This is a genomic window from Mesorhizobium sp. B2-7-3 (assembly GCF_006440715.1).
In the GTDB taxonomy this organism is placed as follows: Bacteria; Pseudomonadota; Alphaproteobacteria; order Rhizobiales; family Rhizobiaceae; genus Mesorhizobium; species Mesorhizobium australicum.
Genome location: NZ_VFTY01000003.1, coordinates 322,350 through 341,450, shown reverse-complemented (window position 1 = coordinate 341,450; position 19,101 = coordinate 322,350). Strand labels below are relative to the sequence as shown.

Annotated in this window: 23 protein-coding genes; 9 read left to right on the top strand and 14 right to left on the bottom strand. The window is 63.1% G+C overall.

Going from position 1 to position 19,101, the window contains the following annotated elements:
* The first annotated feature begins 66 nt into the window (after positions 1-66).
* The 3 genes from FJW04_RS09090 (at position 67) to FJW04_RS09080 (ending at position 2,475) form a co-directional block, all read left to right on the top strand.
* Positions 67-1,401 carry a solute carrier family 23 protein gene (locus FJW04_RS09090; protein ID WP_140713627.1) on the top strand — a complete coding sequence of 445 codons (1,335 nt, stop codon included), beginning with the start codon at positions 67-69 and terminating at the stop codon, positions 1,399-1,401.
* A 151-nt stretch (positions 1,402-1,552) separates the two neighbouring features.
* Complete coding sequence (locus FJW04_RS09085) at positions 1,553-2,020, top strand: MaoC family dehydratase (RefSeq protein WP_140617690.1); 468 nt, start codon at positions 1,553-1,555, stop codon at positions 2,018-2,020.
* Positions 2,017-2,475, top strand: coding sequence for a MaoC family dehydratase (locus FJW04_RS09080; protein WP_015316078.1), 459 nt, complete (start codon positions 2,017-2,019; stop codon positions 2,473-2,475). Before FJW04_RS09085 ends, FJW04_RS09080 begins: the two co-directional genes overlap by 4 nt.
* A 158-nt stretch (positions 2,476-2,633) precedes the next feature.
* On the opposite strand, the gene FJW04_RS09075 is transcribed toward FJW04_RS09080, so the two are convergent.
* The 5 genes from FJW04_RS09075 to petA all read right to left on the bottom strand — a co-directional run bounded on the left by FJW04_RS09075 (position 2,634) and on the right by petA (position 7,152).
* Positions 2,634-3,179, bottom strand: a complete 546-nt coding sequence (locus FJW04_RS09075; RefSeq protein ID WP_015316077.1) for an adenine phosphoribosyltransferase — start codon at positions 3,177-3,179, stop codon at positions 2,634-2,636.
* Positions 3,180-3,404: 225 nt separating this feature from the next.
* Positions 3,405-4,100, bottom strand: coding sequence for a phosphatase PAP2 family protein (locus tag FJW04_RS09070; protein WP_015316076.1), 696 nt, complete (start codon positions 4,098-4,100; stop codon positions 3,405-3,407).
* Positions 4,101-4,373: 273 nt separating this feature from the next.
* The gene (locus tag FJW04_RS09065) at positions 4,374-5,246 is read right to left on the bottom strand and encodes a cytochrome c1 (RefSeq protein WP_140713625.1); all 873 of its coding nucleotides are present in this window, start codon (positions 5,244-5,246) and stop codon (positions 4,374-4,376) included.
* A gap of 27 nt (positions 5,247-5,273) precedes the next feature.
* Positions 5,274-6,575 (bottom strand): cytochrome b N-terminal domain-containing protein, encoded by a 1,302-nt coding sequence (locus tag FJW04_RS09060; protein ID WP_015316074.1) that lies wholly within the window; start codon positions 6,573-6,575, stop codon positions 5,274-5,276.
* Positions 6,576-6,591: 16 nt separating this feature from the next.
* A complete protein-coding gene (petA, locus tag FJW04_RS09055; RefSeq protein WP_140617687.1) occupies positions 6,592-7,152 on the bottom strand; it encodes a ubiquinol-cytochrome c reductase iron-sulfur subunit in 561 nt (186 codons plus the stop codon).
* A gap of 315 nt (positions 7,153-7,467) precedes the next feature.
* Between petA and FJW04_RS09050 the strand changes: the two genes are divergently transcribed.
* Positions 7,468-7,812, top strand: a complete 345-nt coding sequence (locus FJW04_RS09050; RefSeq protein ID WP_140617686.1) for a cupin domain-containing protein — start codon at positions 7,468-7,470, stop codon at positions 7,810-7,812.
* Positions 7,813-7,828: 16 nt separating this feature from the next.
* Here the strand turns inward: FJW04_RS09050 and FJW04_RS09045 are convergent, their stop codons facing one another.
* The 5 genes from FJW04_RS09045 to FJW04_RS09025 are packed head-to-tail and all read right to left on the bottom strand — an operon-like array spanning position 7,829 to position 12,969.
* On the bottom strand, positions 7,829-8,140 hold the full coding sequence (locus FJW04_RS09045) for a DUF6665 family protein (RefSeq protein ID WP_015316071.1): 312 nt from the start codon (positions 8,138-8,140) through the stop codon (positions 7,829-7,831).
* Position 8,141: 1 nt separating this feature from the next.
* Positions 8,142-8,633: a GNAT family N-acetyltransferase gene (locus tag FJW04_RS09040; RefSeq protein WP_224592852.1), complete on the bottom strand. Its 492-nt coding sequence runs from the start codon at positions 8,631-8,633 to the stop codon at positions 8,142-8,144.
* A 4-nt stretch (positions 8,634-8,637) separates the two neighbouring features.
* Positions 8,638-10,521 (bottom strand): ABC transporter ATP-binding protein, encoded by a 1,884-nt coding sequence (locus FJW04_RS09035; RefSeq protein WP_140713623.1) that lies wholly within the window; start codon positions 10,519-10,521, stop codon positions 8,638-8,640.
* A 10-nt stretch (positions 10,522-10,531) separates the two neighbouring features.
* A complete protein-coding gene (locus FJW04_RS09030) occupies positions 10,532-12,418 on the bottom strand; it encodes an ABC transporter ATP-binding protein (protein ID WP_140617682.1) in 1,887 nt (628 codons plus the stop codon).
* A gap of 29 nt (positions 12,419-12,447) precedes the next feature.
* Positions 12,448-12,969 carry a hypothetical protein gene (locus FJW04_RS09025; RefSeq protein WP_181166335.1) on the bottom strand — a complete coding sequence of 174 codons (522 nt, stop codon included), beginning with the start codon at positions 12,967-12,969 and terminating at the stop codon, positions 12,448-12,450.
* Positions 12,970-13,251: 282 nt separating this feature from the next.
* On the opposite strand from FJW04_RS09025, the gene FJW04_RS09020 reads away from it, so the two are divergent.
* Together FJW04_RS09020 and soxR are read left to right on the top strand one after the other, a co-directional pair.
* Entirely contained in the window at positions 13,252-13,710 is a 459-nt protein-coding gene (locus FJW04_RS09020) for a tRNA (cytidine(34)-2'-O)-methyltransferase (RefSeq protein WP_140713621.1), read from the top strand.
* Positions 13,711-13,840: 130 nt separating this feature from the next.
* Positions 13,841-14,287: a redox-sensitive transcriptional activator SoxR gene (soxR, locus tag FJW04_RS09015; RefSeq protein WP_140713619.1), complete on the top strand. Its 447-nt coding sequence runs from the start codon at positions 13,841-13,843 to the stop codon at positions 14,285-14,287.
* Here the strand turns inward: soxR and FJW04_RS09010 are convergent.
* On the bottom strand, positions 14,284-14,541 hold the full coding sequence (locus FJW04_RS09010; protein ID WP_023770299.1) for a hypothetical protein: 258 nt from the start codon (positions 14,539-14,541) through the stop codon (positions 14,284-14,286). The genes soxR and FJW04_RS09010 overlap by 4 nt on opposite strands.
* 168 nt (positions 14,542-14,709) lie before the next feature.
* On the opposite strand from FJW04_RS09010, the gene hemF reads away from it, so the two are divergent.
* The 3 genes from hemF to FJW04_RS08995 all read left to right on the top strand — a co-directional run bounded on the left by hemF (position 14,710) and on the right by FJW04_RS08995 (position 16,555).
* Positions 14,710-15,624 (top strand): oxygen-dependent coproporphyrinogen oxidase, encoded by a 915-nt coding sequence (hemF, locus tag FJW04_RS09005; RefSeq protein WP_140617679.1) that lies wholly within the window; start codon positions 14,710-14,712, stop codon positions 15,622-15,624.
* Positions 15,625-15,723: 99 nt separating this feature from the next.
* Positions 15,724-16,182, top strand: coding sequence for a DUF1344 domain-containing protein (locus FJW04_RS30235; RefSeq protein WP_246673765.1), 459 nt, complete (start codon positions 15,724-15,726; stop codon positions 16,180-16,182).
* 187 nt (positions 16,183-16,369) lie between these two features.
* The gene (locus FJW04_RS08995) at positions 16,370-16,555 is read left to right on the top strand and encodes a DUF1059 domain-containing protein (protein ID WP_015316061.1); all 186 of its coding nucleotides are present in this window, start codon (positions 16,370-16,372) and stop codon (positions 16,553-16,555) included.
* A gap of 6 nt (positions 16,556-16,561) precedes the next feature.
* On the opposite strand, the gene FJW04_RS08990 is transcribed toward FJW04_RS08995, so the two are convergent.
* Genes FJW04_RS08990 through FJW04_RS08980 form a run of 3 tightly spaced genes read right to left on the bottom strand, consistent with a single transcriptional unit; the run spans position 16,562 to position 19,082 of the window.
* Entirely contained in the window at positions 16,562-17,824 is a 1,263-nt protein-coding gene (locus tag FJW04_RS08990; RefSeq protein ID WP_140713616.1) for a CCA tRNA nucleotidyltransferase, read from the bottom strand.
* Entirely contained in the window at positions 17,821-18,453 is a 633-nt protein-coding gene (locus FJW04_RS08985; protein WP_140617851.1) for a CoA pyrophosphatase, read from the bottom strand. The genes FJW04_RS08990 and FJW04_RS08985 overlap by 4 nt, the downstream gene beginning before the upstream one ends.
* On the bottom strand, positions 18,453-19,082 hold the full coding sequence (locus FJW04_RS08980) for a DUF1285 domain-containing protein (RefSeq protein ID WP_140713614.1): 630 nt from the start codon (positions 19,080-19,082) through the stop codon (positions 18,453-18,455). Before FJW04_RS08980 ends, FJW04_RS08985 begins: the two co-directional genes overlap by 1 nt.
* Positions 19,083-19,101: the final 19 nt, after the last annotated feature.

Genomic DNA, 19,101 nt, shown 5'->3' with positions numbered 1-19,101 from the left:
TTTCCGCCGCTGTCCTTTGCCGCCGACTGATCCCATGATCGGCCGGGAATTTCCAGAGGGGACATCATGGAACGCGTTGCGCCAGAAATCAGTTTGATCGCCCAGCCGGACGATCCATTGCCCCTGGGCAAGGCCGCCCTGCTCGGCCTCCAGCACGTGCTAGCGATGGACGTCTATATCGTGCCGTTCATCATCGCGTCGGTGCTTGCCTTCAGCGTCGGCGACGCCGGCGCCTTCATCCAGTCGGCCTTCGTGGCGGCAGGCATCGCAACCCTGATCCAGTCGCAGTTGCTGATGCGGCTGCCCGTCGTCCAGGGACCGTCCTTCGTCCCGATCGGCGCGGTGCTGGCGATTGCCTTTGGCGCCGGCGGCGGCCTGCCGGGCCTGTCGGCCGTGATCGGCGCACTCATTCCGGGCGCCATACTGGTCATGCTTCTGGGATCGCCCACAAAGCTCTTCCACCGCCTCGTCAACCGCTTCGTGCCGTCCATCGTCGGCGGCGCCATCATCATCGTCGTCGGCGTCGCGCTGATGCCGGTGGCACTGAAGGAGAGCGTCTTAGCTGTCCACGGCACCGCCACCGTCGGCGGCAACATCGTCCTCGCCTTCGTCGCCGCGGCGGTGCTTGTCGGCTGCATGCTGATCGGCATGGCGCTTGGCGCGAAAGGCGCATGGCTGCGCCTGCTGTCCGTGATCATCGCGCTTGTGGCTGGCAGCGTGGCCGCCGCCTTCATGGGCCAGCTCGACATGACGGGCGTTTCCGCCGCGACCTGGTTTTCCATGCCGCGCATCGCCTTCCTCAATCTCGATGTCACCTTCTCCTGGTCGGCGACGCTGACCATGCTGATCGTCTACATCGTCGTCCTGGCCGAAACCACCGGCACCTGGTTCGCGGTCGGTGCCGTCATCGACAAGCCGCTCTCGGACGAGCAGCTCGACCGGGGCGCCACGGGCGAAGGCCTTGGCTGTCTGATCAGCGCGCTGCTGTGCAGCACGCCGGTCACCGGCTATTCGTCCAACGCCGGCATCATCGCCATCACCGGCATCGCCAGCCGTGCCGCCTTCGGGGCGGCCGGCATCTTCCTGGTGCTGTTCGGGCTGATCGGCAAGCTTTCGGCGGTCATCGCCTCAATCCCGGGGCCGGTCATCGGCGGCGTCTTCGGAGTGCTTTGCGTCGTCATCGCCATGAACGGTTTTCGGGTGGTGCGCGGGACGCCGCTGACCGAACGCAACATGCTGGTCATCGGCCTGCCCATCCTGATGGCGCTGTTCGCCACGCTGGTACCGCCGGATTTCGTCAAGACGCTGCCCGATATCGTGCAGTACATTCTGGGCTCATCCATCGCCTTCGGCGCCGTCTGGGCGATCGTCCTGCACCAGATCCTGCCGAACGCCCGCTAGGCGATCGGAGGCGCCGCGGCTGGCCCCTACTGCCGCCGCGGGCCCGATCGCGCCGGCTGGCTCACCAGAAAGGGCTTGACCAAATCGCCCGCGGCCTGCATCCGGGTTTGCCGATCCATACGGATCGCGCGTTCTGCGGGGATGCCAGACCATGACCGGCAAGACATGGGCCTATGAGGACTTCGTCGAGGGGATCTCGTTCGATCTCGGCACCAAACAGGTGAGCGCGGCCGAAATCATCGAGTTCGCCAGCGAGTTCGATGCCCAGCCGATGCATCTCGACGAGGAGGCCGGCAAGGCGAGTATCCTGGGCGGCCTCTCGGCTTCAGGCTGGCACACCTGCGCCATGTTCATGCGCATGCTGTGCGATGCCTTCCTGCTGGACTCCACCTGCCAGGGCGCACCAGGAGTCGATCAGGTCAAATGGAAGAAGCCGGTGCTCGCCGGCGATACGCTGCGGGGCAGCCTGGTGGTTCTGGCCAGGCGCCTGTCGAAATCGAAGCCGCAACTCGGCTTCGTGACCATGCGCAGCGAACTGGTCAACCAGCGCGGCGAAAGCGTCTTCGAGCTCGAGAACTCCGTCATGTTCCTGACGCGCGACGCGGGGAATGCGGCATGACGCTCGACGAATTCTTCCGCATCGGCACCACGGTGACGCTGGGCTCGCACAGATTCGAGCCCGAGGCGATCAAGGCGTTCGCCCGCAAATACGACCCGCAGATCTTTCACATCGACGAAGAGGCCGCGAAGAAGAGCGTGCTCGGCGGCCTCTGCGCCTCCGGCTGGCATACCGCCGCCACCTGGATGAAGCTGAACCTGGAGAGCCGCCTGGACGCCGAAGGCTGGGACGGCCCGGTGCCCGAATTCGGCCCCTCGCCCGGATTCAAGAACCTGAAGTGGCTGAAGCCCGTCTTTGCCGGGCAAACCATCACCTTCACGCGCACGGCGCTGTCCCACCGCCCCATCGCGTCCCGCCCCGGCTGGCGGTTGCTGGCGCTCCTCTGCGAGGCCACTGATTCGACCGGCGGCAAGGTGCTGGAGTTCGAAAGCGCGGTGCTGGTGAAGGTGGAGTAGTCTCTTCCTTCGCCCCGTTTACGGCGTGGCCGAAGGCGGATGAGGGCGGCACCCGCGCTGGTTATCGTGTTGCCTCCCTGCCCTTCGCTATCGCTCCGGGCGTTCGAGATCTTTGAAAGGTCCACTGGACCTTTCAATTTGCCTTCGGCAAACCGGTCTCAAACCCCCTCGAACCCGATCAGCGTTCGCACCGGCACGCCGAGCGCTTCGAGCTTGGCGCGCCCGCCCAAATCCGGCAGGTCGATGACGAAACAGGCGGCGAGAATGTCGGCGCCGATCTGGCGCAGCAGCTTGACCGCCGCTTCAGCCGTGCCGCCGGTGGCGATCAGATCGTCGACCAGGATCACCTTCTCGCCGGGCGCGACGCCGTCCTTGTGCATCTCCATCTCGTCCAGCCCGTATTCCAGGCTGTAGGCGACGCGCACGGTCTCATAAGGCAGCTTGCCCTTCTTGCGGATCGGCACGAAGCCGGCCGAGAGCTGGTGAGCAACGGCGCCGCCCAGGATGAAGCCGCGCGCTTCGATGCCGGCGATCTTGTCGATCTTCTGCCCGGCATAGGGATGCACCAGCTCGTCGATGGCGCGGCGGAAGGCGCGCGCATTGCCGAGCAGCGTGGTGATGTCGCGAAACAGGATGCCGGGCTTGGGATAGTCCGGGATGGTACGGATCGAGGCCAGCAGCGTGTCTTCGAGAGAAGGTTTCATGAAGCGGCTCCGAATGATCCGGCTGACAAAGTGAAACGGCGCGGGGCCGATCGTAACCCGGCGCGACCGACAACGGCTAGCGCGATGTGGCGACCGAGACAAGCGCATCCGGCAAAGGAATTGACTACGGGCTGGGAGCCAGGCGATTTTCCTCCTGTTGGGCGCAGCCACGAAAAAGGGGCGCCCGAAGGCGCCCCGCTCGAACGGATGGCTATCGGCCAAATCCTACATGCCGAGATCGGAACGAAGCTCCGCCCTGGCCACATCGTACTCGGCCTTGAAGTCATCCCGGTTGAGCAGGACGGCGGCAATGACGCTGCCGGAAATCTTGCCCATCTCGACGTCGGACGGATAGTGGATGCCGCCAACGATGCGGTTGTGGGCGAACTCAGCCGCGCGCGCCATGATCTCAGCACGCCTTTCCGGAACCATGTCGGACAGGATGATGCCCATCATCGTGCCGACGGTCGCATGGCCGGACGGCCAGGAACCGGAGCTCGACAGCTTGACCACCGGCTTGACGAGATCGCTGAGCTGGTGCGGACGCGGGCGCTTCCAGACATCCTTGGCCGGATCGACGACGGCGCCTTCGGTCTCCACCACGCGATCGAAGAAGGCGCTGAATTTCGGCAGCTTGTCCTTGTTGAAATTCGGCCCCATGACATCGGCGAAACGCCAGACGTTTTCCTCGGCGTCGGCGATGGCGCGGGCTTCCATCTCGGGTGTGCGCGTGACCTGCATGGTCAGCACTTCGCCAAGCTCGGCCTTGGTCTCAGCCGAATCATTGGCCGGCGGCGGCGGCAGGATCATCGTCAGGTCGACATCCTTGTTGGTGATGAATGGTTTTGCGTCTTCGGCGCGGGCCGCGGAACCAACGACGAGCAGCAGCAGGCCTGCCGCAAGCGATGCGTATCTTTTCATGGGCGTGATCCTTTGATGAGAGCGCCGCAGGATCGCGATGTGTGGTGACGGCCATGTGACACCGCCGAGACGTGGAGGCGCAATCCACTCAAAAAGCAGAAAGGGCACCTCGCGGCGCCCCATGTTGTACACTGAACGGCCCAGGGCCTTTGAGATTCAGGTCAGGCCGAATCGAAAACGATGGTTTCCGAGAACCGGAGCGGAGCGTACTTGAAGTACGTGAGCACCGGAAGCCATCGTTTGCAGACCGGCCTCACCTGAAGATCAACAGGCCTAGTGCGCGACGGCTTCCCACACCTTGCGCTTGGTCAGGTAGACCAGAGCGCCGAACAGAAGCAGGAATACCAGCACGCGGAAGCCCATCTTCTTGCGGTCTTCCATGTGCGGCTCGGCAGCCCATGTCAGGAAGGCAGCCACGTCGCGGGAATACTGGTCGATGGTCTGCGGCGAACCGTCGTCATAGGTGACCTGGCCGTCGGAGAGCGGCTTGGGCATCTTCAGCGACACGCCGGACATGAAGTACGGGTTGTAGTGTGTGCCTTCGGGGATGATCATGCCGGCGGGCGGGGTCTGGTCGTAGCCGGTCAAGAGCGAATGGATGTAGTCGGGACCACCGGCATCATACTGGGTGAAGATATCGAAGACGAACTGCGGGAAGCCGCGCTCGACGCCGCGCGCCTTGGCCAGCAACGACATATCCGGCGGCGCCGCACCGCCATTGGAGGCAGCGGCGGCTTCCTCATTGGCGAATGGGGCCGGGAAATGGTCGGACGGCTTGCCGGGACGGTCGAACATGTCGCCGGCATCGTTGGGGCCATCATGGATGGTGTATTCGGCTGACAGCGTCTTGATCTGCGCGTCGCTGTAACCGAGGTCCGAAAGCGTGCGGAACGCCACCAGGTTCATCGAATGGCAGGCCGAGCAGACTTCCTTGTAGACCTTCAGCCCGCGCTGCAACTGCGCCTTGTCATAGGTGCCGAACGGGCCGGTGAAGCTCCAGCTCATTTCCTTCGGCTCGTTGATCGGGAAATGCGTCGGTGCCGCCGCGTTGTGCGCCTCTTCGGCCGCGAACGCCCAAGTGCCTGCAACTCCGGTGCCGGCGGCCACGAGGCCGACCAGCGCAAGCGAGGTGAGAATCTTTTTCATGCCAAATCCCCTTAGATTCTCTACCGCTCAGCCCTTGGTCTCAGGCGCTGCCGTGGCGCCCGCCGGATGCCCGCTGCCACCCTTGTTCTTTTCGAGCACCGCCTCGGTGATCGAGTTCGGCAGCCTGCGGGGTGTCTCGATCAAGCCGAGCACCGGCAGCGCGATCAGGAAGAAGGCGAAGTAGAACAGCGTCGCCATCTGCGCCATGAACACATAGCTGCCTTCCGCCGGCTGCGAGCCCAGCCAGCCCAGCAGGATAGCATCGGCCACGAACAGCCAGAAAAACAGCTTGTACCAGGGCCGGTAGACCGCCGAGCGCACCTTGGAGGTGTCGAGCCACGGCACCAGGAACAGCATGACGATGGCGCCGAACATGCACAGCACGCCGCCGAGCTTGGAATTGATCGGCCCGATGTTGAACGTGATGGCGCGCAGGATTGCGTAGAACGGCAGGAAGTACCATTCCGGGACGATATGGGCCGGCGTCTTAAGCGGGTTGGCGACCGTGTAGTTGTCCGGATGGCCGAGATAGTTCGGCAGGTAGAAGACGAAGTAGGCGAAGACGAACAGGAACACGATCATGCCGAACGCGTCCTTGATGGTCGCGTAGGGCGTGAAGGCCACGGTATCTGTCTTCGACTTGACCTCGATGCCGGTCGGGTTCGACTGGCCGACGACGTGCAGCGCCCAGACATGCAGCACGACGACGCCGGCAATCATGAACGGCAGCAGGTAATGCAGCGCGAAGAAGCGGTTCAGCGTCGGATTGTCGACGGCGAAGCCGCCGAGCAGGAGCTGCTGGATCCAGTCGCCAACCAGCGGAATGGCGCTGAAGAAGCCGGTGATGACAGTGGCGCCCCAGAAGCTCATCTGCCCCCATGGCAGCACATAGCCCATGAAGCCGGTCGCCATCATCAGCAGGTAGATGATGCAGCCGAGGATCCACAGCAGCTCGCGCGGCGCCTTGTAGGAGCCGTAATAAAGACCGCGGAAGATATGCAGGTAGACGGCGATGAAGAAGAACGAGGCGCCGTTGGCGTGCATGTAGCGCAGCAGCCATCCGGAATTCACGTCGCGCATGATCTTTTCGACCGAACCGAAGGCGAGATTGGTGTCGGCCGTATAGTGCATGGCCAGCACGATGCCGGTCAGGATCTGCGCCACCAGCATGATCGCCAGAATGCCGCCGAAGGTCCACATATAGTTCAGGTTGCGCGGCACCGGATAGGCGATGAAGCTGTCATAGACCATCCTGGGCAGCGGCATGCGGGCGTCGAACCAGCGTTCGATACCGGTCTTCGGCGTGTAGGTCGAGTGTCCCTCGCTCATCGAAATATCCCCTGCCTCAACCGATAAGGAGTTTGGTGTCGGAAACGAATTTGAATACCGGAATCGCCATGTTCTCCGGCGCCGGGCCTTTGCGGATGCGGCCGGCCGTGTCGTATTGCGAACCGTGGCACGGGCAGAACCAGCCGCCGAAATCGCCTTCCTGGCCGAGCGGGATGCAGCCCAGATGGGTGCAGACCTGAACCATCACCATCCAGGCCTCCTTGCCGGGCGTGGTGCGGTTGGCGTCGGTCGCCGGCGCATCGGACGGCAAATTGGCGTTGCGGGCGATCGGATCCTTGAGATCGGAGAGGCTGACGGCCTCGCCGTCCTTCATTTCCTTCTCGGTCCGGTTGCGCACCACGACCGGCTTGCCGCGCCACTTGACGATCAGCGAGCTGCCAGGCGCCAGCGAGGAGACATCGACCTCGACCGAAGCGAGCGCCAGCGTCGAGGCATCAGGGCGCATCTGGTCGATGAACGGCCAGGCCACGGCACCGGCGCCAACCACGGCGGCCATGCCGGTGGCGACGTAGAGAAAATCTCGACGATTGGGATCGTGGATGTCGGTTGCGCTCACGGGTGCCTGATCCTTTCGCCTCTTCCGCGCCGGTGGCCGAGCCTTGTTCCCCGCTCAATCACGCCAACCCGACAGCGCATGGCGAACAGGCTAGCGAATTCCTCCGGCATTTGGACTTCGGTTTATGCGTGAAGCCCGTTTTTGTCCAGACGGGTGAAGGCACAAGGGCAGATTGTCGCGGGGACAAAATCCCCCAGTGTCCGGCGGGACGGCGAATGGCTGCAAAAGGCGGCTAAACAACCGGGAAATATCAGCAAAATCCAAGGCTCCAGCTTGCCTCGACACAGGGCGCCGGTGTGATCTATCCTCCTTCGCATGGCGCACGTCATCGATCGCGAGCAATGGGCTGTTCGTTCCGACCACTGGAAGGGCGAACTGCAGTGCGGTGCCTACGGCTCAAACTCCTGCCTGATCTTCAATCACCTGCCCGACGTCGGCGGCGGCCCGCGGCTGCACGCCCATCCCTATGCGGAGATCTTCATCATCCGCCAGGGAACCGGCCTCTTCACGGTCGGTGACCAGGAAATCGAGGCTTCGGCGGGGCAGATCCTGATCGTGCCGCCCAACACGCCGCACAAATTCACCAATCTCGGTCCCGGTCCACTGGAAACGACCGACATTCACGAAAACGGCAGCTTCATCACCGAATGGCTGGAGTGATTCCTAAAAACTGATTTTACGCGGCGCCCAGCCTCACTAGAACCGCCCTGGGGATATTGTATTCGCGGATCACGGCGTCATGCTTGCGAAGGCCGCACAGTTCGCGCTGGATGAAATAGGCGTGAACGGCCACGGCAGCCTCCTTGAGCAGACGGGGGCGCAACTCATCGTCCCCGTTATCGCGCAACCGCGCCAAGGTTTCTTCCACGCGCTGGCCGGCCCGCCCGAGCGCCGCCGCCTTCTCTGCCAGGATTTCATGGCCAAGCGCGTCGAAGGCCGCGTCGGCGGCCGACGTGCCGGCAAGATGGGATGGCGGACGCAAGGACATTTCAGTTCCCTTTCCTGAACACCATGCGATGGGTGACGAATTCTTCACCCTCCACGGGCTGAAAACCAAGCCGTTCATAGAAAGCGAAGGCTTCTGGCGGCGCGCGGGTGTTCAACACGGTGAAATACTGGCGGGCTCGGTCGATCACGATCTCGACCAGCGTTCGGCCAAGGCCGGCGCGACGGTGACGCGCGCTGACGAACAGGTGGCGGACCCGGCCGTGGTCCCTGCCCTCGAAATAGGGATCGATGTTCAGCCCGCAGACACCGGCGAGTTCGGCGCCATGCCAGGCTCCGAACAGCGCCTCGCCCCGCTTCAGGAACTTGTTGCGGCCGCTTGCCCAGCCATCGCCCAGACGCACCAGCATCCAGTAGCCTTCCAGCCGGCTCTCTTCCTTCAGCGTGTCGAAGGCCGCCACGGTTGGCCGCAAACGCTTGAGCGTGTAGCCGATCTCTGGGCCGATCTCCGGACTGAGCTCTGCCGATCCACCCACGCGCCTACTCCGCCGGCCGCGTCTCTTCCAGCACGCTTTCCTCGTGATAGAGGAACCCGCCGGACTGGCGCTTCCACAGCCGGGCATAAAGCCCGTCGAGCGCCACCAGTTCGTCATGTGTGCCTTGCTCGACGATGCGGCCGCCGTCGAGCACCACCAGGCGGTCAAGTGCCGCGATCGTCGACAGCCGGTGGGCAATCGCGATCACGGTCTTGTTCTCCATCAGCCGCGTCAGATTCTCCTGGATCGCCGCCTCGATGTCGGAATCGAGCGCCGACGTCGCCTCGTCGAGGATCAGGACCGGCGCGTCCTTGAGGAAGACGCGGGCGATCGCCACGCGCTGGCGCTGGCCGCCCGACAGTTTCACGCCGCGCTCGCCGACAAAGGCTTCGTAGCCCTGGCGGTCCCTGTTGTCGCGCAAGGTCAGGATGAATTCATGGGCCTCGGCTTTTTTCGCCGCCGCGATGACCTGCGCATCGGTTGCGTCGGGCATGCCGAGCTTGATGTTGTCACGCAGCGAACGGTGGAACAGGGCCGTGTCCTGGCTGACGACGCCGATATTGGCGCGCAGCGAATCCTGCGTTACACCAGAGACGTCCTGGCCGTCGATGGTGATCTGGCCGCTTTCGAGATCGTAGAGGCGCAGGATAAGGTTCGCCAGCGTCGTCTTGCCGGCGCCCGAAGGCCCGACCAGCCCGACCTTCTCGCCCGGCTTGACGACAAGGTCGATGCCGTTCAGCACCCCAAACCCCTTGCCGTAGTGGAACTCGACATTTTTCACGTCGATGCGCCCACCCGCCACGACCAGTTCCCCGGCGTCCGGTGCATCGGTCAGGCCGAGCGGCTGCGAGATCAGCGCCTTGGAGTTCTCCAGCACGCCGAGATTCCGCAAGATGCCGTTCATCTGCATCATCAACCGGCCGAGCAGCATGTTGAGCCGCAGCACCAGGCTGAGCGTAAAGGCGACCGCCCCGACCGTGATCGAGCCCTCGACCCAGAGATAAACGGCAAAGCAGCCGATCGCCGTGATCATGATGCCCGACAGCGTCGTCAGCGCCATGCGCACGCCGGTCAAGCGGCGGGTGAAGGGCCGCAATGCGTCGAGATAGATGTCGAAGCCGTTCCTGATGTAGCGATCGTCGCCGTCGGCCGCGAACAGTTTCAGCGTCTGCACGTTGGAGTAGGAATCGACAATGCGGCCATTGATCATGGAGCCCGCCTCCGCCGTCGCTTCGGCGTGCTTGCGGATTGCCGGCAAATAGCGCTTCGCCAGAAAGCCGAAGGCGGTGATCCAGACCACCACGAGTGCCGCCAGCCTGAGGTCAAGCCCGGCGACCAGCGCCAGCGTCGTCGCCGTATAGACGACCATGAACCAGACGACCTCGATGAAACTTTCCATCAGGTCGCCCGTTGCCTGCCCGGCCTGCCAGACTTTCGTCGCGATGCGGCCGGCAAAATCGTTCTGGAAGAAGGCGTAGGACTGGCGCGAGACGTGCCGGTGCGCCTGCCAGCGCACCAGATTGTAGAAGCCGGGCGTGATCGTCTGTTCGTCGACCAGCGCCGACAAGGCGACGACCACGGTGCGGATGATCAGCACCACCGCGACCATGAACACCAGTTCGGGTCCGGCGGCGGTCCACAGCGCGTGCCAGCTCCGTTCGCCGGGCAATTGGTCGAGAATATCGACCAGCCGTCCGACGAAATAGAACAGCCCGGCCTCGACGAGCGGCGCGATGCCGCCGATGACCAGCATGGCGAAGAAGGCGAACTTCGCTTGCCCGACATAGTGCCAGAGGAAGCCCGTAACGCTGGCCGGTGGCCGAAGATTCGCCGGCTCCCTGAACGGGTAGACCCAGGTCTCGAACCAGCGGTAGACGGCTGTCATCATGCGGCGGCCATCATTCTGCGGCTTGCCCCTTTGCTATTGCGTCATTGGCGGCTTCGACTGGGACGTCATCGAGCAGGAACCCACCCGACTGGCGCTGCCAGAGCTGCGCGTAGAGCCCGCCTCTGGCGACCAGTTCCTCGTGCGAGCCCTCCTCGATGACGCGACCCTGGTCCATCACGACGAGCCTGTCCATCGCCGCGATGGTTGACAGCCGGTGCGCGATGGCGATGACGGTCTTGCCTTGCATGAGCTTGTAGAGGTTCTCCTGGATGGCGGCTTCCGCCTCGGAATCGAGCGCCGACGTCGCCTCGTCAAGGATAAGTATGGGCGCGTCCTTCAACATAACGCGAGCAATGGCGATGCGTTGCCGCTGACCGCCGGACAGTTTGACGCCGCGGTCGCCCACATAGGCGTCGAACCCCTTGCGTCCATGATGATCCGAAAGTCCTGATATGAAATCCATCGCCTCGGCTCGCCGCGCCGCCTCGAGCAGCATCTCGTCGGTGGCATCGGGCCGGCCATAGAGGATGTTCTCGCGCACCGAACGATGCAGCAGCGAGGTGTCCTGCGTGACCATCCCGATCTGGGCGCGCAGCGAATCCTGTTTCATGCCGGCGATCTCCTGGCCGTCGATCAGGATCCGGCCGCTTTCCAAGTCGTAGAAGCGCAAGAGGAGATTGACCAGCGTCGACTTGCCGGCGCCCGAGCGGCCGACAATGCCGACCTTCTCGCCCGGCTTCACCGCCAGCGACAGGTTTTCGATGACGCCCTTCTGCTTGCCGTAATGGAAGCGGATATCCTCGAAGCGGATATCGCCTTTGGAAACGATGATCTCCTTGGCATCCGGCCTGTCCTCGACAAGGCGCGGCAACGAAATCGAGGCAATGCCGTCCTGCACCGTGCCGATATTCTCGAACAGGCTCGACATTTCCCACATGATCCACTGCGACATGCCCCACATCCGGAGCACCAGGCCGATGACCACCGCGACCGCACCGATCGTCACCACTTGCCCCATCCACAGCCACAGCGAGATGGCGGTGACCGAGAACAGCAGCAGCGCGTTCAGTATGTAGAGCGAGCCGAACAGCAGTGTCACCAGCCGCATCGACCGGTAGACCGTGTCGAGGAAGCCCATCATGCCTTCCCTGGCGAAGGCGGCCTCGCGGCGTGAATGGGAAAACAGCTTGACCGTCTGGATGTTGGTGTAGCTGTCGACGACGCGACCGGTCATGGTCGAGCGCGCATTGGCCTGCTCCTCGCCGACCTTGCCCAGGCGCGGGATGAAGAAGCGCAGCAGCAGGATGTAGCCGACCATCCAGACGCCGAGCGGCGCGGCCAGCCGCCAGTCGGCCGAACCGACGATCAACAGCATGCCGAGGAAATAGACGACGACGTAGTTCAGGACGTCGATCACCTTGATGACGCATTCGCGCACGGCAAGCGCGGTCTGCATCAGCTTGGTGGCGATGCGGCCGGCGAACTCGTCCTGGTAGAAGCTCATCGATTGCTTGAGCAGGTAGCGGTGCACCTGCCAGCGGATGCGCATGGGGTAATTGCCCATCAGCGTCTGCTGGTTGAGCAGGGAATGCAGCCAGACCGTGCCGGGCAGCGCAAACAATACGATGAAGGCCATGCCGGCGAGTTTCCAGCCCTCCGTCTGCAGGAAGGTTTCGCGGTTCTGCCCCGACAGCCAGTCGACGATGCGGCCGAGGAAGCCGAACATCCACACTTCCGCGATGGCGATGGCCGCGACCAGCACCGCATCGACAAGAATATAGGGCCATGCCCCGCGCGTATAATGCAGGCAGAAGGCAACAAGCGTCTTGGGCGGCTCGACCGGTTCCGCGGCCGGGAACGGATCGAGCTTTCTTTCAAACCAGCTAAACAACAACATAGGTCACGCCTGTGAGATCTGTTTTCCGCTTACGCGGCTTGGCGGCGTACGAAGTCCTCGGACCGCATGGCATCGAGGGCCGACGCTCCGGAATCATCCGGAGCGTCGGCCCTGCTTCGCGCTATATAGGGGTTCGCCGGCTTTTCGCCGACAGCCACCTTTGTCGATCCTGACGACATGGCGCCACCAGTCCGGTTTTTCGCGCCTGGCCGGATCAGCCGGATGATCCGGCGCACCAGCGACGGACGGCTCGGATCGGGTACCGCGCGCGAGAAATCGACATCCGGCAGCATGCCGCGATGTGGACGCCGGCGTACTTCGGCATGAACCGCCGACGAATAGGTGTCACCGATCAACAGCGCCCAGGTCGGCAGCCGGTGGATATGCAGGCTCCTCGAGCCGGGTATTCTATAGGGATCGAACATCGGTCCGTCCTCCGTGTTGAAATAGAGATAAAAAGGATGATCGACGTCGTGCCGCGGGATCGGCGGCGGATCAGTCGGAACGCGTTGGGACGGGGCCATCGGCCCCTTCGGCAGCTTGAAAAACATCGCGGTTTCCTTCGAAGACCAGGGTATGGTTTCGGCGGAAATCGGTGCGGAAGTGTCTAAAAGATCAGGAGAAACGTCGTACCGAAACCGCCAGGGCGCAAATAAGCCCACAGGTGGGGCGCTGGATGTACATGGCCATCATGAATTACCCCTCCATCGGTTCGGGTTGACAATGCCGGTCATATACCCGACTTCGAAAAAAATGGCCACCCGCAGGTCCAGGAATTTCCAAAACCAGGAAGCTGCTGTGGCCGATCTGCCACTTATTAGAAGGACGCGGAAGTGAACCCTGGTCTCCGCATCGCGCTCTACCAGCCTGACATTGCCGGCAATACCGGGACAATCCTGCGCTTCGCCGCTTGCCTCGGCCTCGGCGTCGACATCATTGAGCCGGCCGGCTTTCCGCTCTCCGACAAAGCGCTCAAGCGCGCCGGCATGGACTACCTCGAAATGGCTGCCCTGACCCGGCATGTCGACTGGGACGCCTTCGAGGAGTGGCGCAAGGCCCGCGCGGATCGCATGGTGCTGCTGTCGACCAAGGCTACGATCCCCTACACCGACTTCAGCTTCACCGACCGCGACATCCTCCTGTTCGGCCGCGAATCCGCGGGGGTGCCGGATCCAGTCCATCAGGCGGCGGATGCGCGGCTGACCATCCCGATGCAGCCCGGCGCGCGCAGCATCAACGTCGCCCTTTCCGTCGCCATGGTGGCGGGCGAAGCCGTCCGGCAACTCCGATAGGGGATCGCCGGCAGCGCCGTCAGCGGTGATTTTTGCCCAGGCGCACATCCGCCTTCTCCTTTGGTTTGCACAGTCAGGCTTTCTTGGCTACAAGCTCAACTTAACTTGAGGTCAAGCGGAAAGTGCGAAAATGGCGCCGGTAACGGAATTGACGGTCGGCCAGGTGGCCGCGCGTAGCGGCGTGGCTGTGTCGGCACTGCATTTCTACGAAGCGCGCGGTCTGATCCGCAGCCATCGCACGGCAGGCAACCAGCGGCGCTACGGCCGTGACGTGCTGCGCCGGGTGGCCATAATCCGGATTGCCCAGGAGGTCGGCATCTCGCTCGCGGAAATCGGTGCCGCGCTTGAATCATTACCTGAAGGCCGCACGCCGACGCGCGAGGATTGGAATCTGCTTTCAACGGCTTGGCGCGATAGCCTCGACCAGAAAATCAGCCAGCTAAGGAAGCTGCGCGACGGCTTGACCGACTGCATTGGCTGCGGCTGCATGTCGATCGACAAATGCCCGCTTCGCAATAAGGGGGATCGGCTGGCAAGGGAGGGAACGGGCGCGAGGCGCCTGCTGGTCGAGCGCTAATCCGCGGCTGGCAGCCGCCTTATCGTGAACTCGATCAGATCGCCCGGGCGTTCGAACCAGCTTTCGATCTCGGTCCAGTAGGCCTGCTTGGGGAAGCGCTCGAACCATTCCTTGGCCTTGAGACGGGCGTCCGAGCGCGGCAGCACGAAGGTCTCGCGCAAAAAACCGTCGCGCGGCATGCGTGCGCGCTCTGCCCGGCTTTGATCGAGCCTTTTCTTCAGGCCATCCAGCGGCGGTCTTGCCGGGGTGCGCACGAAACAACTCCTTGCACCTGGCGCATGACCCCGAAATCGGAATCGGGTTTCGGAAAGGATCATGCGCGAAACCAAAGTGACTTGACCCTATCCCTTAAGAGATTAGGGATCGCGCCCGGAAAAGACGAGTCTTTTGTCGACTCACCGCCCCGCAACCGGAGACGGCACTTGGAACGACCTGAAATACCGGCGGGGCTGCCTGCCGACATCGAAGAAAAGAAGATGAAGGCCCGGCTTTGGTTCGAGGCGCTGCGCGAGCGCATCTGCGGCGCTTTCGAGCAGATCGAGCAGGATCTCGGCGGGCCGCTGGCTTCGTGGTCACCGGGCCGTTTCGAAAAGACGCCCTGGGAGCGCGATCACGGCAAGGGCGGTGGCGGCACCATGTCGATGATGCACGGCCGCGTCTTCGAGAAGGTCGGCGTCCACACTTCGACTGTTCATGGCGAGTTCTCGCCCGAGTTCAGGAAGCAGATGCCAGGCGCCGAGGAAGACCCGCGCTTCTGGGCATCGGGCATTTCACTGATCGCGCACCCCTGGAACCCCAACGTTCCGGCCGTGCATATGAACACCCGCATGGTGGTGACCTCGCGCCAGTGGTTCGGCGGCGGCGCCGACCTGACGCCGGTGCTCGACCGCCGCCGCACCCAGGATGATCCCGACACGATAGCCTTTCAGCGTGCCATGCAATTCGCTTGCGAGAAGAATGCCGCCGTCGCCGACTATCCGAAATTCAAGGCTTGGTGCGACGAGTACTTCTTCCTGCCGCACCGCAACGAGCCGCGCGGCACCGGCGGCATCTTCTTCGACTACCTGCATCCGGAAGAAGAGAAGGGCGGCTGGAATGCCAATTTCAACTTCGTCCAGGATGTCGGGCGCTCTTTTCTCGTGGTCTACGGCCACCTCGTGCGCGCCAACTTCAACGAGAACTGGACCGATGGCGACCGCGACGAACAGCTCGTTCGCCGCGGCCGCTATGTCGAATTCAACCTTCTTCACGATCGCGGCACCATCTTCGGGCTCAAGACCGGCGGCAATGTCGCCTCGATCCTGTCCAGCCTGCCGCCGGAGGTGCGCTGGCCATAAAAAAATTGTGAGCGCGATGTGAGGCCGCATTGATGTCCCATTGTTCGAATCTGGGCGCGGAATGTGACGCAATGAATATCTTTTTCGTCTAATATCCATATGAAAAAGCTGGGTTATTTATCGCATTCGGGTCGGGAAGCGCCGGTGGTTTGCCTGAGGGCAATTCCAGGAAAATGCGGTTTTCCCTTCGGAATTGCATCGGAACAGGCGAACCGCGACTCGACGCGACCGGACGGCCCGAAGACGATGCGGATCATCTTCGTCAAAGGATGGCCGCTTTCCCAGGAGTATATCAGCATGAGAAAGATCATTGTTTCCGCTGCCGCGGCTGCCTTTCTTGCTTCCGGTTCGGTGGCGTTCGCCGCCGTCAAGCACACCACCGGAACGGTCAAGAGCTTCGATGCGACGGCCAAGAGCCTGGTTCTCGACAATGGATCGTCTTTTACGCTTCCCCAAACCTTCAAGGATCCTGGCCTGAAGGTCGGCGAGAAGGTCAGAATTTCGTGGGACATGAGCGGCAAGGACAAAGTTGCCGAGGCAGTCAAGATCGTGAAGTGACGGCCTGCCCGCCGGGCTAGCGTAAGAGGGCGGAGCAGCGCTGCTCCGCCCTTTCACCGTTGACCGCAACCAATATCACACCATCTGTGTTATGGTTCTCACCCCCGCCCATGATCGGAAAAGTCGGATCATGAGCCAAAAAAGTACCGGAGCCTCGCAGGCTCCACGGAGGAAAAGGAGAAATCCGATGAAGGAATTTCACTGCGGGTCGCTGGTTCCCGGCTGTGAGTGGCATACTCGTGCCGGCGAGGAGGCCGAAGTGATGCGCCGTGCCGTCGAGCATATGCGTGAGACACATGGCGAAACGACCATCCGCGAGACGATGATCGAGGCTATCCGCTCCCGAATTGAGAAGGTCCGCGACGCGGCATGATCCTCATCAGCCTTCAAGTGCCTCCGCGGCGCGCTTGATCAGTGCGTCGCGATCGGGCGTGAAACTCGCATCGATCCATTCCGCTTCCAGGTTCTTGAGGATCTCGCCGAGCTTCGGCCCCGGGGTTGCGCCGAGCGCGGTCAGATCGGCGCCTCGCAGCGGAAACTCGGGCCTTTTCCATTTGAGCGCAAAGGAAAGCAGGCGCGAAAAGCCGCCGGCTTCGAGCAGCGCTTCATTGTCTTCGACGGCCCGCACCCGCGCCGCCGCAAGCGAAAGCCGCAGGCGGTCGACAAATCCTTGGCGGTCGCCGCGATAGAGCCGTTTCGCCAATTCGCCCTCGGTCGTCTTCGGTTCGACCGGGGTTGCTATCGACCAATGGCGCAGGCGATCCGCTTCAGCGGTCGAAAATTTCAGCCGCTCCGCAAGCGTCTTCATGCGCGCCGCATCCGGCGGCACCATCGCCTCCAGCCGCAGCATCGGATCCGCTGTCCAGCCCAGATCCTTCTCGGCTCTGGTCAATCCGTGGATCGCATCGATGCCCCATTTCTCGCTTTCCGGCAGCGCGGCGGTCAAGACACCGGCCTGCCGCATCCAGAGCAGCGCCCGTGAGGGATCGGGTGCGGACAAAAGCTTTTTCAGTTCGGACCAGATGCGCTCCGCCGAGAGTTGGGCGAGGCCTTCCTTCAACCGGGCGCAGGCCTTCAGCCCCTCGGCGTCGGGCCGGCCTTCGCCATACCAGGCGAAGAAGCGGAAGAAGCGCAGGATGCGCAGATAATCCTCGCGGATGCGTGCCTCCGGGTCGCCGATGAAGCGCAGCCGGCGCGCCTCGATGTCGGCGATGCCACCGACAAGGTCGACAACGCTGCCGTCGGCCTCCGCATAGAGCGCGTTGATGGTGAAGTCGCGCCGCTCGGCGTCGAGCTTCCAGTCGCGCCCGAACGACACCTTGGCGCGACGGCCATCGGTCTCGACATCGGCGCGCAAGGTGGTGATTTCATAAGGTTTGCCATCGGCGACCACCGTGATGGTGCCATGCTCGATACCGGTCGGCACCGCTTTGAAACCTTCCGCCTCGGCGCGGCGAATGGTTTCCCGCGGCAGGCAAGAGGTTGCTATGTCGATGTCGGTGACAGGCTGGCCCATCAGCACGTTGCGTACGGCGCCGCCGGCGATGCGCGCCTCTTCACCGCCTTCGGTGAGCGCGCCAAGCAGGCGCTGCAGATGCTTGTCGAAGAGCCAGTCCGCCCTGCCCGCGATCGAAACACTCACGCATAGAGCCTTTCATACAGTGTGCGGATGATCCCGGCGGTGACACCCCAGATGCGCCGGTCGCCATAGGGCATGTCGTAGAAGAACCATTCGAGATCGTTCCAGATGCGGCTGTCGCGCTTGTGGTTGGCCGCGTCCATCAGGAAGCGCAGCGGCACTTCGAAGGCAGCGTCGACCTCATCCGCGTTCAGGGTCAGCTGGAAATGTGGCCGCACGATGCCTAGCACCGGCGCGATGCGGTAGCCGCTGCCGGCGACGTAATCGGGCATCCGGCCGATGATCTCGATGCGATCCTGGCCAAGGCCGATCTCCTCGAAGGTCTCGCGCAGCGCCGCCGCTTCCGGGCTTGCGTCGGTCGCATCGATCGTGCCGCCCGGGAAAGCCACTTGCCCGGAATGATTGCGGAGTTTTTCGGCCCGTTTGGTCAGCAGAACCGTCGCCTCGCCGTCATGGTCGACCACCGGGATCAGCACCGCGGCGTTGCGCAGCGGCTTGCCAGGGTTGAGGCGCGGATGGCCGGGATTGAAGCGGTGATCGCCATAGTCGCCGCCGGCATGCGCCTCCGGCTGCGCGGCGAAGCGCGCGCGAAAATCCGCTGATGAAAACGGCGCCGGCGATACCTGGTCCATCATGCGCTCAACCGCTTCAACTGATCGGCCGGCATGATCGGAAACACGGCGTTCTTGGAGCGCACCGAAAACATCGTCCTGCCGTCGATTTCGATCTCCTCGCCATGCCCGACCAGTTCGTACATGACCGGCCGCGCCACAAGCGCCTCCAGCCTGCCGCGTACCAGCAGATACGGCTTCAACCCGCCGGTCCCGTTCTCGTCGACGAAGCGCAGCGGCCGCTCCAGTCCGGCCTCGATCACGTCGCCGACATTGGTGCGGAAGGTGATGACCTGATCCTCGCCTTCGCCCGAAACATCCATCTCGACGGCGACGAAAGGCGCATCGGCGACGCGGATGCCGACTTTTTCCACCGGCGTCACCAGATAGGTCCTGCCGTCGGCGTCCTTGCGCAGCACGGAGGAGAAAAGCTGCACCAGCGGCATGCGGCCGATCGGCGTGCCCAGGTAGAACCAAGTGCCGTCGGCCTTGATCTCCATGTCGAGATCGCCGCAAAAGTCGGGATTCCAGCGCTCGACCGGCGCCGCGCCCTTGCCTGCGCGGGCAGCGCGCGAGATCAGCGCCTCGAGGCCCCGAGCCTCGGTGGCCTGCGTAAGGCTTTGTTGGCGATGTTCGTGGTGTTCGCTCATCGTCACGAAATAGTCACTG

What these genes read in the sequence shown, in the direction of transcription:
- FJW04_RS09090 (WP_140713627.1), top strand. Translation starts at nt 67, where the DNA reads ATGGAACGCGTTGCGCCAGAAATCAGTTTGATCGCCCAGCCGGACGAT.
- FJW04_RS09085 (WP_140617690.1), top strand. Translation starts at nt 1,553, where the DNA reads ATGACCGGCAAGACATGGGCCTATGAGGACTTCGTCGAGGGGATCTCG.
- FJW04_RS09080 (WP_015316078.1), top strand. Translation starts at nt 2,017, where the DNA reads ATGACGCTCGACGAATTCTTCCGCATCGGCACCACGGTGACGCTGGGC.
- FJW04_RS09075 (WP_015316077.1), bottom strand. Translation starts at nt 3,179, where the DNA reads ATGAAACCTTCTCTCGAAGACACGCTGCTGGCCTCGATCCGTACCATC.
- FJW04_RS09070 (WP_015316076.1), bottom strand. Translation starts at nt 4,100, where the DNA reads ATGAAAAGATACGCATCGCTTGCGGCAGGCCTGCTGCTGCTCGTCGTT.
- FJW04_RS09065 (WP_140713625.1), bottom strand. Translation starts at nt 5,246, where the DNA reads ATGAAAAAGATTCTCACCTCGCTTGCGCTGGTCGGCCTCGTGGCCGCC.
- FJW04_RS09060 (WP_015316074.1), bottom strand. Translation starts at nt 6,575, where the DNA reads ATGAGCGAGGGACACTCGACCTACACGCCGAAGACCGGTATCGAACGC.
- FJW04_RS09050 (WP_140617686.1), top strand. Translation starts at nt 7,468, where the DNA reads ATGGCGCACGTCATCGATCGCGAGCAATGGGCTGTTCGTTCCGACCAC.
- FJW04_RS09045 (WP_015316071.1), bottom strand. Translation starts at nt 8,140, where the DNA reads ATGTCCTTGCGTCCGCCATCCCATCTTGCCGGCACGTCGGCCGCCGAC.
- FJW04_RS09035 (WP_140713623.1), bottom strand. Translation starts at nt 10,521, where the DNA reads ATGATGACAGCCGTCTACCGCTGGTTCGAGACCTGGGTCTACCCGTTC.
- FJW04_RS09030 (WP_140617682.1), bottom strand. Translation starts at nt 12,418, where the DNA reads ATGTTGTTGTTTAGCTGGTTTGAAAGAAAGCTCGATCCGTTCCCGGCC.
- FJW04_RS09025 (WP_181166335.1), bottom strand. Translation starts at nt 12,969, where the DNA reads ATGTTTTTCAAGCTGCCGAAGGGGCCGATGGCCCCGTCCCAACGCGTT.
- soxR (WP_140713619.1), top strand. Translation starts at nt 13,841, where the DNA reads ATGGCGCCGGTAACGGAATTGACGGTCGGCCAGGTGGCCGCGCGTAGC.
- FJW04_RS30235 (WP_246673765.1), top strand. Translation starts at nt 15,724, where the DNA reads ATGAAAAAGCTGGGTTATTTATCGCATTCGGGTCGGGAAGCGCCGGTG.
- FJW04_RS08995 (WP_015316061.1), top strand. Translation starts at nt 16,370, where the DNA reads ATGAAGGAATTTCACTGCGGGTCGCTGGTTCCCGGCTGTGAGTGGCAT.
- FJW04_RS08985 (WP_140617851.1), bottom strand. Translation starts at nt 18,453, where the DNA reads ATGGACCAGGTATCGCCGGCGCCGTTTTCATCAGCGGATTTTCGCGCG.
- FJW04_RS08980 (WP_140713614.1), bottom strand. Translation starts at nt 19,082, where the DNA reads ATGAGCGAACACCACGAACATCGCCAACAAAGCCTTACGCAGGCCACC.